The sequence below is a fragment of the Paenibacillus sp. tmac-D7 genome (assembly GCF_006519665.1).
GTDB lineage: Bacteria > Bacillota > Bacilli > Paenibacillales > NBRC-103111 > Paenibacillus_G > Paenibacillus_G validus.
In genome coordinates this window covers 85,396-99,825 of sequence record NZ_VIDW01000018.1, presented here as the reverse complement: position 1 = coordinate 99,825, position 14,430 = coordinate 85,396, and the positions used below count along the sequence as shown (strand labels likewise).

The following is a 14,430-nucleotide window of genomic DNA, read 5'->3' as shown; positions in this document are numbered from 1 at the left end:
AAGTCATGATCATGACTTCCGGGACAGCCCCGCTTTATTTAAGCCCGCTTTCGAGCTTCCGTCCGGATATTAACGCCTTATCAAGGCTCCTACAATTTCAGACAGCCGGTTTATAATAATATCCGGCGCCATGCCCGATAAAGGTATACGCTGTTCCCTGGCATAACCCTGTCTCACCCAAACCGTGCCCATCCCCAGCGCTTGCGCCGGCAGAATATCGTTGTCAATCCGATCGCCTACCATAACCGCCTGCTCCGGTGAACATTTCGCTTCCTCCAATGCCATATGGAAAAACTTCGGATCGGGCTTGGACAGCCCCGCCTCTGCGGAAGAGCATACGACGGAAATGTAGGGGAGCAAGCCGTAGTTCTCCAGACGATCGGAGGTGCCTATGCTTTGATTGGCAATAATCCCGATTTTATAATGCTCGGCCAAGCGGAACAGCACCTCTTTTGCTTCGGGAAAAGGCTGCTCCAGGTGCTTCTCATATTTCATTTGACCCCGTATTTGAATGCGTGCTTCTTCGGAAGGAATCAACGCTTCCATGACCTGCCACATCGGCCTGGTACTGAACGACGTGTAAGCCTCCGTCAATCCATCTTTTACAGCTTTCTCGGATACCGTATAACCCAATAGGCCCGCATAGCGCACAAATTGTTCGATGCTGCTCTGAAACGGCAGCGATTCATCCACCAGGGTATCACCCACATCAAAAAAAATCCATTGAAGCTTGTTTCTATCTATCATCTCCGCTTGTCCATGCATCCCTTCTGCTTTCTGATCTCCTCCGGCTTCTTACCGATCCCCATGAATAAAAGCCCTTCTATTCATTGCTGCACTACAAAAAAGAGACAGAGCATCCCAAGAAAAGTGTTCTTAAGAATGATCCGTCCCCAGTTGTCCGGTAGACTAGCTGTGTAAATCGACTTATATCAGGTATTATACTAGGATTAATACGCATTTCAATACTTTTTTCATGCACAACGAATTCCCTTATTTTTACTTCAGACCGGTCAGTGCGACTCCGCGAATAATTTGTTTTTGAAAGACAAGAAAAATAAGAATCAACGGAGTAATCGATATGCAGGCGCCCGTCATGATCAGTACCCACCCGCTGCTGTCCTTAAGTTCACTGGAAAATAGGGCGAGGCCGACAGGCACCGTCAGATTTTCCTTCGTTTGGGTCACAATAAGAGGCCAGATAAAAGAATTCCAATTGCCCAGAAAGGATAAAATGCAAAGCGTCGCCAAGGCAGGCTTGATCAGCGGGACTGCAATCCGCACCAGAATTCCCCATTCGCTCATGCCGTCGATTCTCGCCGCATCCAGCAGGTCATTAGGCACGGACTCCATAAACTGCTTCATCAGGAAAATGCCGAAAGCGGAAATGAGACCCGGGAACAAAATTCCCGAATACGTATCGACCAAGTTCAACTTGACCGATAGAAGATACCAAGGAATGATCAGCATCTCCGTCGGCACCATTAATGTGCTTAAGATGGCTATAAAAATGATCTTTTTCCCATGAAAAGAAAATTTAGCCATAATGTAACCGATCACAGTGTCAAAAAAGCAAACGCTAACGGTGGTCAGCCCAGCTATAATGAAGCTGTTCAGCATCCACTTCGCGAAGGGTGCCTTCACGAATACCTGCGCATAATTGCTCAAGGTGGCCGGACTGGGAATAAGGTTGAGCGTGAACAAGTCTTTAGGCTCTCTGAGAGAGGTCGCAAGCATCCACAAGAACGGGAACAGCATCATAATGGCACCGGCGGCAAGAATCACGTAAGGTGCGGCGCGAAGCCAATAAACCGGATGGATGCCTGCGGCAGCGGACGTCCTCTTGAGGGATAGGCTCATAACGAACGCTCCTTATTAATATTCGATTTTTTTATTCAGCAGTTTTAATTGCAACAAAGATAAAGCCAGGATGAAGGCGAACAATACAACCGTAGCGGCGGCGGCTTCCCCCATTTTAAAATGCTTGAAGGCAAGATTGTAAATGTGCAGCACTAAAGATAAAGTGGAATTCAGCGGCCCGCCGTCCGTCATGCTCAACACCTGTGTAAAGGTTTGCAGAAAGCCGATGCTGCCGATGACGACTGAAAATACGATGACCGGGTTTAGCAGCGGCAGCGTAATATGACGGAACCTCTGCCAAGCCCCCGCTCCATCGATAGCAGCAGCATCATAGTACAAGGTCGGAATATGTTGCAGCCCAGCCAGGAAAATCAGCATCTGAAATCCGACCGCCTGCCAAATGATAACCAAAATGATCAAATAAATCGCTTGAGAGGGAGAACCGAGAAACAGCTGCGGTGATAACCCAAGCTCCAGAAACAGCGCGTTGGCAATCCCGTTTCTCATCAATATCCACCGGAATATCCAGCTGACCGCCACAATACTGGTCACATAGGGAATGAAATAAACGACGCGGTACAACCCGCGAAAGCGGGTAATGCTCTGCAGCAGCAGTGCTATCGAAAGCCCGGCGATCAACTGCCCCGGAACGCCTACAAGCACATACACGAACGTGTTCCGCAAAGCGGACAAAAATACTTCGTCTTGAAACAGCGTCACGAAATTGGCTAGGCCGACAAACGGCTTATCCTCGGAAAGCATATCCCATTCCCGCAAGCTGATATTAAATGAGTACAGAATCGGCGCAATGCGGATCGTAATAAAGAAAATAAGCGGCACGATCAGGCATCCGTAAATAAACAGGTACCTCTGCTGTTTCACGCTAAGTCCCTTCGGCGCTGCAACCTCCGGTTTTACTGCAGGCAGCGATTCGGCTTTTTCCATTGGAATTCACCTCTCCCCGAACCTTACTTCTTGTCCTGCTTCGCCCAGTAATCGTCATACAGCTTCTGGGTTTTGGCCACCAGCTCATCGAAGGCTGTCTTGTAGTCTGTTTTATTCAGGAGTATTTGATCAACCGCTTGCGTGAAGTAGTCTCTTTCCAGCTTTTCATCTACAAAGAAGTGGGAGTTGGCGACGGAAAGCTGTTCGATGAACGGCCCAAGCTTTTCATCCTTCGTATATTTTTCCTGCAAGGCAACTTCCTTCTTCGCAGGCAGCTCGCCGATTTTTTCCACCCACTGCTCCTGAACCTCCTTGCTTGTCAGAAACTTCAGGAATTCGGTCGCCGCCTCCAGCTTCTTGCCCTCCACATTTTTCGGAATCGCATTCGCCCAGAAGGACGCTTGCGTCGCCTTCGATTTGTAGGAAGGGAGCGGCGCGATAGCATAGTTCAAGTTCGGCGCATCCCGCTTGATGCTTCCGAGCTGGAAGGAACCGTCTACATTCATCGCTGCGTGGCCGCCTTTGAATGCGGTAATATCATCGTTATAAAAACCGTTGATGCCGACCTTATGCTTAACCGCCAGATCGACAAGATAACTGAACGCCTCGAGTCCTGCCAGTGAGTCGTTCCACAGCAGCTTGCGGCGATCCTCGCTGATATCCTTGCCTCCCGCCTGATAAATCAGGGCATCGCGGAACCAATGATGAAGCTGGGCGCCCGGCTGCCAGGCAAGTCCTTCCACAACGAACTGGCCGTTTTTATCGGTCTCCGTCAGCTTTTTTGCATAAGTAATCAGCTCCTCCCAGGTAGCCGGAGGCTTGCTCGGATCCAGACCCGCTTTCGTAAACAGGTCCTTGTTGTAAAAGAGACCCAGCGTCCGTACTGCCGTGGGAATAGCGTAATATTTACCGTTCAGCTTAGCCGCATCGACAAAAGGAAAAAACTCCGCTTTGACCTTCGCTTCCGAAAACTCGCTCTCCGGCAGCGGCTGCAAATAACCGGAAGACACATATTTAGGCAGCCAACCATAGTAAAGGTTGATCACATCCGGCCCCTTTCCTGCCGGAACGAGCGTAGCTACCTTTTCGTTGTATTGATCATAAGGAAAATTCGTATGCTTGATAGTAATATTCGGATGCGTTTTTTGAAAATCCTGGATCAATTTATTCACCAGCTCGACTTTTGCCGGAAATTCGTACTGCCAATATTCAATCGTGATTTTCTCGTCGGAAGCTGTGGGCTGGGCTCCTTTCGGAGCTTCGGCGACGGGCTTCGCGTTGTCCGCTTGCGCAGCCCCCGAGCCGGAGCAGCCGGACAATACCGTCAGGGCGCTCAGGGAGAGCGCAGAAAGCAGTGCCGCTTTTCCCGTAATCTTTTGAACCTCTTGCCTGGAATGCTTTCTCATCATAGTCCCTCTCCCCTACATTTGTACGATTTACCTTACAAGTATCTTGAAATGCCTTCATGACAATAAGTTCAAAAGCCTCCTGGCGTTGTTGCCGAATATGCTTTCGATGTCCTCTTCACTAAACCTGAGCTCCCGGCAGACGCGGACCTGATCCTGCAAATACCGGTAAACGTAGCCTCTCGGAAAGCTGCCGGAATCCGTTCCGAATACAATACGTTTGGGTCCGATTAATTCGTACGTTTTGCGGAAGAGCGTTTCCAGAGTCAGCTCGTATGGCGTCCAGCGCATCCATTGGTTGGAGCCGGAAGTATCGATGTAAATGTTCGGGCAACCCCAGCACAGATGAAGCAGCTCCTGAAAATAACCGGCCCCAAAGTGCGGAATGATGAACAGGATATCGGGATACTCCCGGGCTACGTTGAAAATGGAGAGCGGGTTAATATTCATGTGGTGCACAATGCCTCCCGTGTGACCCAGAAGTCCAAAGTGGATGAGTACGGGCAGCCGCCTTTCCGCAAGGAATCTCCAAACAGGCGTCAAAGAGGGGTCGTGAAACGGAATTTGCACCAGCGGTCCGAACAGCTTGTAGCCCTTTAACCCCAGCACGTCGACTGCCCGTTCCAGCTCCTCGGCGGCGTCGGGCGATTCGATTGAATGGTGGGCAAAGCCTGTAAACCTGTCGGGATATCTGCTGATTTGTGCGGCCAAATCGTCATTGTCGGCTGCGGTTAAAAAATTCAATCCGCCGATCCCGTAGCGGTCGAGCGATTCGACCCAGCGTTCGATGATCGGCTTGTCGGGTGTCGCAGGCTCGCTATCGACGGCCGGGAAGTCCCAGGCCAGGCGCATGTTCTCGGCTCGCTGCTTGTTAAAAGCCGTTACTACCGGGTTACGCGTCATAAACCCGAAAGGATAGGGCAGGTGTCCGTGGATGTCATAGACTCGGAATCCATTCGTGAACATAGCTAAGCTCCTTCCGTTTGAACGAATTGATGGGCCCATCCCTCGACGGTACGCTCCACCAGCTGCTGCGCAGAGCGGGCTGAGCTGTACGCTGCTTCGAGCCACTCCTGCCGCTCGTGAAGCGTTTGGCGCTGCTCTCCGATAGCGCGCCGGACTTCGTCCGGATTCGGGCCTCCCTGAAGCGCTCGCACCTCGATGAAGTGCTGCGGATCGAGTGCGCGCCTTAGCTTTTCCTCGCCAAGCGTCAGCTGCCGCCCGATTACCGCCAAAGCCGCTTCATCGAGCAGCCTGAGTGAGATATGGCGGACCGTTCCGCCAAATTCGAGCACATTCCTGACCGTTCGGCTTACAATGTTGTGCGCTGTGCGGAAGGACAACCGCTCTTCGCGGACCAGGGTATCCGCCAGCTCGGTTACGGTGGCGAAGCTTTCCTCCGCCCTTATGCGCAGCACGTCTTTGTTGATCTCAAGCGTAGCGATAACGTTGGCGAGCAGCTTGTAGACCGATCCAAGCGTCGCCAGCGCTTTCCAGGCGTAAGGCTGCATATCGTCCTCTGTGTCGACAATGTCCCCGAACGGCGTGTTATGCGTCATCGTCAGCACGGTTTGTGCGTCCCCGAAAGCGGAAGACAGCAGCGACCGCATATGCTCGATCGAGACGGGATTGCGCTTCTGCGGCATGATGGAGCTTATTTGCACGTAAGGTGCAGCCACCCGCAGCACGGCAAATTCCTGCGTGCTCCACAGCAGCAGCTCCTGGACAAAGCGGCCGGTGTTGACCGCCGCAAGCTGCACAGCGGATGCGGCTTCGCCGATATAGTCGGCACCGCTGACCGCATCGTAGGCGTTGACGATGACGCCGTCGAAGCCAAGCAGCTCTGCCATCCGCTGCCGATTGATCGTGAAGCCGGATGTGGTCAGCGCAGCCGCACCCATGCTGCTGCGGTTGCAGCCGGAATAAGCAGCCTGCAGCCGCTTAATGTCACGGTCCAGCGAATCGGCCACCGCTGCAATGTAATGCCCAAGCGTCGTCGGCTGCGCTTGCTGTGTGTGGGTGTAGCCGATCATCAACGTATCGGCATGCGATTCGGCAAAGCGCAGCAGTTCCTGCCGCAGAAACAGCGCAGAGGAGATCGTCTTCAGCAGCTTTTCCCGCAGCGCCAAGCGATAGATGGCAATCCCCATATCGTTGCGGCTCCGCCCCAAATGAAGATTTCCCGCAGCTTCCCCGGCAAGCTCGGTCAGCTCGTGCTCAACCCGGAAAAACAAATCCTCGAACGCGCCCGTATATGCTTCAGCGCGGATTCTGGCAACAGGTACGACCGTTAATGCCGCTGCGATGCGATTCGCCTCATCCTCTCCGAGCAACCCTTCCTCGCGCAGCATAATCAGGTGAGCTTTATTGACAGCCAGCATGGGCTCCAGCAACTCCGCTTTTGCTTGCTCAAAGGCCGGTCCAAGCACGACCTCGGCATAGGTTGTTCCAGGAAAACGCTCACTTCCGTCCAATCGCCATTCTTTTGCTTCAGCCATCATGGCCCTCTCTTCTCCAACCCTGGGAAACAATGAAAGACACAACTCCTTCCGGTATTCCGTTCGAATGACGAGGCCTTAAAAGAAAAGAGATGCTATCTCCGGTTGAGTGAAAACATCTCCAGTGATCTGAACGATAGTCAAAAGATAGGTATACGATACTTATCTCCGCCTGAGGAATATAAAAAAGCTTCCGAGCTAAATAAATCAATCCGTACCGGAGCTTCTTGAATAGAGGATAGAGTGATCTTGTTATTTTTCAAAGCAGATAGCAATGCTGGAATAAGCTTTTCATCGGTACCGACTAAATTAACCTGTACAGGAGCTTGATCGTTATTGTAAAGGATCCTCGTATGATTCATCATTCTAATACCCTCATTTCCAATTCTTTGATTATGCTTTTATTGTTCGTCATTAACCTGGATGAATCTTTAAACGAACGAAGATAACCCAAATGATCCTTACGATTTTCAACAGAGGATTGTCGTTTCGACTTTACCGTTTTTAAAAGCTTTACCGATTCCAATAAAATGGCCATGTGCTGCACCTCCTAAAGGATTATACAAAAAAAGCATGGAACGAAATCTCCATGCCTCCGGTTTTCCGGTCCGCTGCTATATCCAAGTTAATTAATAGGTATAATATGTTTTACTAAAAGTACCATTTTATTCCTCATATGTCAATACATTTTAATGGGATGCAATGCCGCCGTCGAGTGTAAAGCATCGTAATCACCAATCACCCGTTCTAGAGTAGAGGGAGTCACTGAACAAGTTTCTAAACGGGCAATCCCCAGTCATTATGAATGACCGGGGACTGCTTCGTTATATCATAGTTCTCAACGATTAGACACTAACTGAGAATCTTTCTTGCCAATGCCGCAAGATCCGCAATGTCGATGATTCCATCCTGAACCAGATCTGCTTTTTTGTACAGATCCCAATTCGGGTCTTCTGATGTTTTGCCGTAATAAGCAGCCATCATACCCAAGTCGCCGATACTGTATTTATCGTCTCCGTTCAAATCATCCGGAAGCCTGGTAATGACGGATGCCCGGAACGCTTGCAGTGCAGCACTCAACTGTGCAGCGCCTTGATCCACCTGTGTTTGGGTAGCTGTCGGGCTGCCGGCGATCTGGCCCGCAGCCTGTATAGCGGTTTGCAAAAGAGCTTTCGTACCTGCCGGATATTGGCCGCTTTGTGTGCCTTCTACGGCCGCGTCATGAACCTCTTGCGCCTCGGCGATCAAAGCTTGGAGTGCCGCTTTGTCTACGGCGTTAATTTGAATATGGTGGGAAGTCCCTTCAACTTCCGTTTCCGTTCCCTCGCCGTCAGAGATAACCAGATTGGATATAGTTATCGTTGCGGCCGATGATTCAGCAAGAAGCTTGGCGTTCCACTGCAGCCGCAGCAAATCACTGCCGGCGTTAAGTCCGCTTCCGATGCTTACGGCCAGGATTCGGATTTGGCCTGATGTCAGCTTTTTATCAGCAATCACAAAATCGTCCCGCAGAGAATCTACAGAAATAAACTCAACCTTATCCGGATCATACGTGAAGCTTATATCCTGAGCATAGACGCTTTGGCTCACGCTGCTCAAACCGTAAGTAAGGTCGAAGGAAGCGCCCGTTGTAACACGTGCTGCGCCTTCTAATTTCGCCGTGTTTTTAATGGGTGCACCCGCTAAAGTAAAATGAACGGTATACGTTTGCTGCGTCATTTGGTCCTCTGCCGTAACTACAATCACCGTATTGCCGGGAAGGTTCGCCGCCGGTGTAATCTCAACGTCTGCATTCGAATCGGCAGCCTCCGCACGGACAACCGGTACTTGAGCTGCGTCTTCCGGAAGCTCGACCGTGTAGTTCAACGTGTCCTTATCGAATCCGGACAACGGATTGCCGTCTATCGTGATTCCGCTTAATGTCGCGTCATCGCCAAGAGGCTCTTCGCTTTCTCCGAGAGCAATGACCGTCACGTTAAAGGTTCTCGTCACGCTGGCAGTGCCGCTGCTGATCTTCGCCGTTAACGCTACCGTTACATTCGGTTCACCTAAGCATGGCCGCTCTACCCGACCCTGGAAATCAACGACCATCGGATCTGAGCTTGCCCACGTCAATACAACGTTCGGCATACCTGCAATGCTTATAGGCAATGCCAAATGATTCGTAACAGCTCGGGTGTTCCCCAAATCAAGAGCCTCCGCAGCCGATAACACCATTTCCTCATCCACGCTTTTCGCTTTGACGTTCACTGTAAACGACTTCGTATCGCTTTCGGCTCCCTTGGTTAGCGACGCTGTCAGCTGCACCGCAGCATCAAGCTGCCCTGTGCCGGGACGATACACATCCCCCGTCACACTAATTACAGCCGGATTTGAACTTGCCCATGCTATCCTCGAACCGTGCTGTCCGAAATCCGGCAAGTACAAGCTGCTTGTCACCTGACTGATCTCACCAAGATCAAGCTGCGCTCGGTCTGCCGCTACATCTCCTTTATCTCCCTCTGCAACCACAATCACCGTAAACGGCTTGGTTAGGAATTCTGCACCGCTGATAATCGTTGCCGTCAATGTGACTATCGCGTCCGGTTGACCCGCAGCCGGACGGTTCACATCACCCGTGCCGTCAATGATTGCCGGATGCGAACTTGCCCATGTGATCGTTGTGCCATATTTACCAGCAGCAGGCAATGCCAGATCATCAGCTGCCGCGCTTGTGTCTCCCAGATGAAGCTCCGCTTCAGCAAGGGCTGCCGCATCTGCATGGGTGATCGGCAGCACATGAACGGCAAACGTCTTCGCCGCAATCGAGTCTCCTTTTCTGATCGTCGCAGTCAGTATGACCTCTGCACTCGGCTCACCCGGAATCGGCCTCGCTCCAAGTTTGCCTGCATGGCTAACCATAAGCGGATTCGAGCTCATCCACGAGATTGTCGTTTGCAGCTCGCCTGCCGCGGGCAAATTCATGTCGCCGGATACCGCGGAGGTATCGCCTAAACTTAACGCGGCTTTCGCAGCGTTTACGGACTGAGTATTTGCTTCCCCGGCTGTTGAATCATGCTCGATCGTGATATCATCGACAGTTCCACGGAAATACCCGGTATCAGCGCCGCTGGAGTCAAATCCGAACAGGATTTTATCGATGATTTTCCCGTTCGCAACAGCGCCGATGTTCGAAGAAATGAAATTCCATTGATCTTCGATCACGAAACCGCCATTGCCTTGGGCATTCGGATGAAGCGTAACCTCATGTTGATCTTTCGCACCCAAATCATGCAAATAGGTGCCATCGGTAAAGAGGATATCGAGTGCTGTATATTTGCTGGTCGTTCTCACCAGAGTCGGCAGAACATCCGTTTCTTTTTCCGGGAAGAGCCAATATGACAGCGTAGTAGACGGTCTTACTACGATTTCATGATCGAATATCTGGTTGTAAGCATAAGACTCATCCCTATTCAAAGCACTTCCCGAAAACTGTAAGGCGCCCGCTCCGTTATGAGCCCCGTTGCCCTTTTTGGATTCCATTCCGCCGATCGAGCAGCAAAACTGTCCGACATTTCGCGTCATCGACAGCAGCCGGTAAGTATTGTCCGGTCCGGTCGTATCGGTGGGAGCGATATCGCCCGATTCGAAACCGGATTCAAAATCGATACCCGCTTCATATTGAAAATCGGCTGCGCTGAGCGCAAGCACCGTAACGTTAAACGGCTTGGTCTGGACGGCGGCGCCTTTATTCACCGTTGCCGTCAGCGTCAGCTGCGCGTTCGGCTGGCCGAGCTCCGGACGCTTCACTATTTTCCCGTTGTTATTCATCACGGAAGGATTCGAGCTTACCCAAGTGACCGACGTGCCTTTCCGGAAATTCACAGGCAGCGCCAAGCCCTGGGTCAAAGCTGTCGTATCTCCCAACTGAAGTGCCGCCACCGCGGAATCAACCGAAGCGTCATCGTCGAGCTCCACGGCATACAATTTCCAATCCGCTAACTGCGTATTGGTAGACTCCCCGTTGTTATTCAGAATAAATAACCGGTAATAGGCGTAGTCCTTCACCTTATCTTCCGCAATCATATATTCCTTCGTTTGGAAACGGGCGTTGAAGGTTTGATTGCTTCGCTCATCCAGCACATCCCAATTCAATCCGTCATTGGAGCCCTCGACTCTCCAGTTTCTAGGGTCCCGTGTCGGCGCATCATTGGCTGACACCATGGCGTACTTGGGGACCGCCTGTGTGTCGCCAAATTTGAATTGGAGCTGAACCCATACATTCGTCGTCTGTGCGGCTAACCACTTTGTACCCGAACTGTTATCAAACAATTTCACGGCTGTTTCACTTGGCGGGTTTTCTCTGCTAAAGGTAACGTTCAGGTTGTTGGCCAGTGCGACGTTGATCAAATCGCCCGGAGCTGCCTGCACCGTTAGAGCCGGAAGCAGGATGGACAGGAGAGCGGTACAGAACATGACATTCAACATTCTCAAAAGCCTTTTGCTCATTCTCTTGGAACCTCCTTGTACAATGAATAACAGACTGGGCTCACCCCTAAAAAGGCTTTACTCCGGGATCTCGTTAAACACCCGCAATTAAGCGATATCAAACTATAGGTTAGGTGCACAAGAAGGTCCGGTCACCGCCCACTTCTGATAATCCCCTTCATGATCCGTTCCTGTCCGGACCCTTGTGCCATCGGAGACCGGGATTTCCCCTGCCGGAACATCAAGGCCCCTTCCGGCCGTTTGCGCTCCGAGGTAACCGTTGGACGGCGGCGCTAACGGCTCCGGCGGATGGGTTGCCCAGCTTGTATCAGGCGTTGTGCCCAGTGTAAAGTCCAGTACGCCTCCGTTCTCAATCAACCCGTAAGGCAGCCATGTGCTGTCATAATCATGTCCGTTCAGCTTTAGGCTATGGATATATTTCGCTTGTTCCGAAGCACCGTTACCGATAATCTTGAGCTGCTTACAGTCTCCCAGCTTGATGGTCGCTTCATCGAACAGCGGAGCATTCAGCGAAAAGCCGCCGACACCCGGAATGGACGGATACAATCCTAAAGCTGTTAATACATACCATGCTGAACCTGCACCCAAATCATTATTGCCGATCAATCCTGACGGACCGTCATGAAACAGCTCAACCATGCCCTTGCGCACGATTTCTTGAGTTTTCCAAGGCTGCCCGGCAAAGTTGTAAGCCCACGGGATCCCGTAACTCGGCTGATTGCCCAAGAACGAATGCGGTTCTCTGGATCCGGCATTTAATTTTTGGAAGAAGAAATCGAGACGAGCCCTGGCTGCTTCCAAGCCGCCCATTTTCTCAAACAATCCTTTGTAGTTAAAAGGAAGCACCCAGGTATACTGAGCGGAATTGGCTTCCTGGAAGCCGTGCTCGCTTGCAGGATCGAAGCCGGCCTCAAAATTCCCGTTGGCAAGCCGGGGTTGAATGTATCCGTCTTTGAACGATTGCATCCAGCTCTGCGAACGGTTCATATAGATATTGTATTTTTCCTCATCGCCGAGCGCTTTGGCAAACTGGGCGATGGCAAAGTCCGCATTATTATATTCCACGATATAACCGGTCACCCATCCGCCTCTTTCGATCGGAATATAGCCCAGGGACAGATAGTCGGCCAGGTTAAACCGGCCGTTCAGGCTTGAAGGAGTCGACGCATGGAAGTCCATGACCTTCAAAGCTTCTTGCAAATTAAAGCTTCTGGCCCCGAATGCATACATATTGGAGATCGTAATCGATGCAGGATCGCCGTTCATGACATTCGTTTCGGAATTAGCTATACTCCATTTTGGTAAAAATCCGTTTCTGCTCTTGGCGTCATCGACAAAGGACTGTGCGATATCCGCTCCGATATCCGGGAAAAGAACGGCGATCAGCTGCATCTGCGTCCGGTAGACGTCCCATCCGGAGAAGGTCGAATAATGCGTATATTTGCCTTCCGTGTTATAGATCTTTTGATCGAAGCCTCTGTAATCGCCGTTCACATCGCTGTACACATTGGGGTGGATCAACGAATGATACAAGAAAGAGTAGAACATCCGTTTATGCTTCTCCGTTCCCCCCGATACTTCAATCGTACTCAGCGCCTTTTTCCATTTTGCCTGAGCCGATTGCTTGACAGCCTCAAAGTTCCATCCCGGGTTCTCGGTCTTCAAATTCAGCTTGGCATGCTCGATATCGGTATAAGAGATCCCAACCTTCACGTACACTTCTTTATTGTCGGTCGTATCAAACTTGACGAAAGCGCCTACTTTACGGTTGTTAGGAATATCCGATCTTTCAGAAACCTGATCCTTCATAATTTGAGCGCCCTTATAGGTGCCGACTTCAGTGAAGGGCTGACTGAACTCTGCGGCGAAGTAAACGGTATAGTTGTTCGTATTTTCCGCCAAGGTTCCGCTTCCCTTGCTGCCGCAAAAGCCGCCGGCATTCACAGAACCGGTTACGACCCTGTCATTGGTTTCAATATTCACGGTTGCATCTCTAACGCCCGTACCATTAATACCGGTATTGATCAGCATCATGGATTGCGTGGAGGAAGGGTAGGTAAATTTACCGATACTGGTACGTTCCGTTGCAGAAAATTCAGTCTTTATGTTGTATTTATCCAACACAACACTGTAATAACCAGGAACCGCTGTTTCATTCTCACGTTGAAAAGGAGAGGAATAGTCCTCAAAATTGGTTGCAGGAGACTTGCGTAAGTTACCTACAATCGGAAGAAACGGGATGTTCTGAGCGATGTCGCAGCCGGGTCCGTCAATGTGTGTCAAGCTGAACCCGGCAATGGATTTGCGGTCGTAATCATATCCCGAGCCCAGAGGCGCTTTACCGGTGCCTAGGTCGTTGTAGCCGGTATCCGGACTCCACTGAATCATGCCGAACGGCACTACCGCACCCGGGAACGTATTGCCCCTGTTGCCGCCGAAGCCGACAATGTCCAGCTTGTTATTTTGCGATCCGAGTAACGGGTCTGCATAGGGAGTCGGGTCGAATTCCGAGTTCCTGATTTGAATTTCATCGATAAAGCTGCGGAACGTACCGATTTTCCCCGTTTGTTCATAGGAAACGAGAATCCGCTTAATCGTTCTTCCATTCGCGACGCCGCCGATATCAGATGAAATGAAGTTCCAGGTGTCGAGTCCTAAATGCCCGCCCTTGCCCTGCTGTTCGGGATGCATGAGGATCCCATGCTGGTCCACTGCATGGGATCCGTGCAAGTAGGTTCCGTCTTCAAAGGCGAGATCAACGGCGACAAACGTGCTGTTTTTCCCATGGTTTATGCTCATGCCGTCTAGGGCCGATTTGCTTTGCGGGTATATCCAATAGGATATTGTGGTATTCGGTTTTACAGGAATGTTCACATCAAACACTTTATTGTAGGTGTAAGAGCTGCCGGTACTCGCAGCTTTACCGGAAAATAATAATGCCCCTTTTCCCGATTGGCTTTTCTCGCTGCTTACTTTGGATTCCGGTTGAATCACATTGCTGCCGGCTTCCGCCTCATTCTCCCAAGTCGGTTTCCAAGTATCTTTATTCTCAAAACCCGAATAGAAGCTTGGCACCGCAGCATCGGCAGTCTGAACGAACGCCGGCGGAATAGAAAGCATTCCCCACATCAACATCAAACAAAGCAGCTGACTTATCGATTTCTTCATGGCCGTTGTGCTCATCCCGATGACCTCCACATTTTTTCTCCTTGCGACCAAAGCTTGGGGAGGAA

The 14,430-nt window shown here is 50.9% G+C and carries 10 protein-coding genes; all 10 read right to left on the bottom strand.

The window, feature by feature from the left end:
• Nucleotides 1-69 precede the first annotated feature (69 nt).
• The 10 genes from FKP33_RS14400 to FKP33_RS14360 all read right to left on the bottom strand — a co-directional run bounded on the left by FKP33_RS14400 (nucleotide 70) and on the right by FKP33_RS14360 (nucleotide 14,380).
• Nucleotides 70-747, bottom strand: coding sequence for an HAD family hydrolase (locus FKP33_RS14400; RefSeq protein ID WP_164751853.1), 678 nt, complete (start codon nucleotides 745-747; stop codon nucleotides 70-72).
• Between the two features lie 252 nt (nucleotides 748-999).
• On the bottom strand, nucleotides 1,000-1,860 hold the full coding sequence (locus FKP33_RS14395) for a carbohydrate ABC transporter permease (RefSeq protein WP_141335549.1): 861 nt from the start codon (nucleotides 1,858-1,860) through the stop codon (nucleotides 1,000-1,002).
• A gap of 15 nt (nucleotides 1,861-1,875) precedes the next feature.
• Nucleotides 1,876-2,805 carry a carbohydrate ABC transporter permease gene (locus FKP33_RS14390; protein ID WP_141335548.1) on the bottom strand — a complete coding sequence of 310 codons (930 nt, stop codon included), beginning with the start codon at nucleotides 2,803-2,805 and terminating at the stop codon, nucleotides 1,876-1,878.
• Nucleotides 2,806-2,828: 23 nt separating this feature from the next.
• Nucleotides 2,829-4,214: a sugar ABC transporter substrate-binding protein gene (locus FKP33_RS14385; RefSeq protein WP_258313447.1), complete on the bottom strand. Its 1,386-nt coding sequence runs from the start codon at nucleotides 4,212-4,214 to the stop codon at nucleotides 2,829-2,831.
• Between the two features lie 54 nt (nucleotides 4,215-4,268).
• Nucleotides 4,269-5,177, bottom strand: a complete 909-nt coding sequence (locus FKP33_RS14380; RefSeq protein ID WP_141335547.1) for an amidohydrolase family protein — start codon at nucleotides 5,175-5,177, stop codon at nucleotides 4,269-4,271.
• Nucleotides 5,178-5,179: 2 nt separating this feature from the next.
• Nucleotides 5,180-6,709 (bottom strand): argininosuccinate lyase, encoded by a 1,530-nt coding sequence (gene argH / locus FKP33_RS14375; RefSeq protein ID WP_373423894.1) that lies wholly within the window; start codon nucleotides 6,707-6,709, stop codon nucleotides 5,180-5,182.
• A 140-nt stretch (nucleotides 6,710-6,849) separates the two neighbouring features.
• On the bottom strand, nucleotides 6,850-7,074 hold the full coding sequence (locus tag FKP33_RS14370) for a hypothetical protein (RefSeq protein ID WP_127608365.1): 225 nt from the start codon (nucleotides 7,072-7,074) through the stop codon (nucleotides 6,850-6,852).
• Nucleotides 7,071-7,247 carry a hypothetical protein gene (locus FKP33_RS27200; protein WP_155615143.1) on the bottom strand — a complete coding sequence of 59 codons (177 nt, stop codon included), beginning with the start codon at nucleotides 7,245-7,247 and terminating at the stop codon, nucleotides 7,071-7,073. Before FKP33_RS27200 ends, FKP33_RS14370 begins: the two co-directional genes overlap by 4 nt.
• A 314-nt stretch (nucleotides 7,248-7,561) precedes the next feature.
• Entirely contained in the window at nucleotides 7,562-11,197 is a 3,636-nt protein-coding gene (locus FKP33_RS14365) for an immunoglobulin-like domain-containing protein (protein ID WP_141335545.1), read from the bottom strand.
• Between the two features lie 102 nt (nucleotides 11,198-11,299).
• A complete protein-coding gene (locus FKP33_RS14360; protein WP_141335544.1) occupies nucleotides 11,300-14,380 on the bottom strand; it encodes a GH92 family glycosyl hydrolase in 3,081 nt (1,026 codons plus the stop codon).
• Nucleotides 14,381-14,430: the final 50 nt, after the last annotated feature.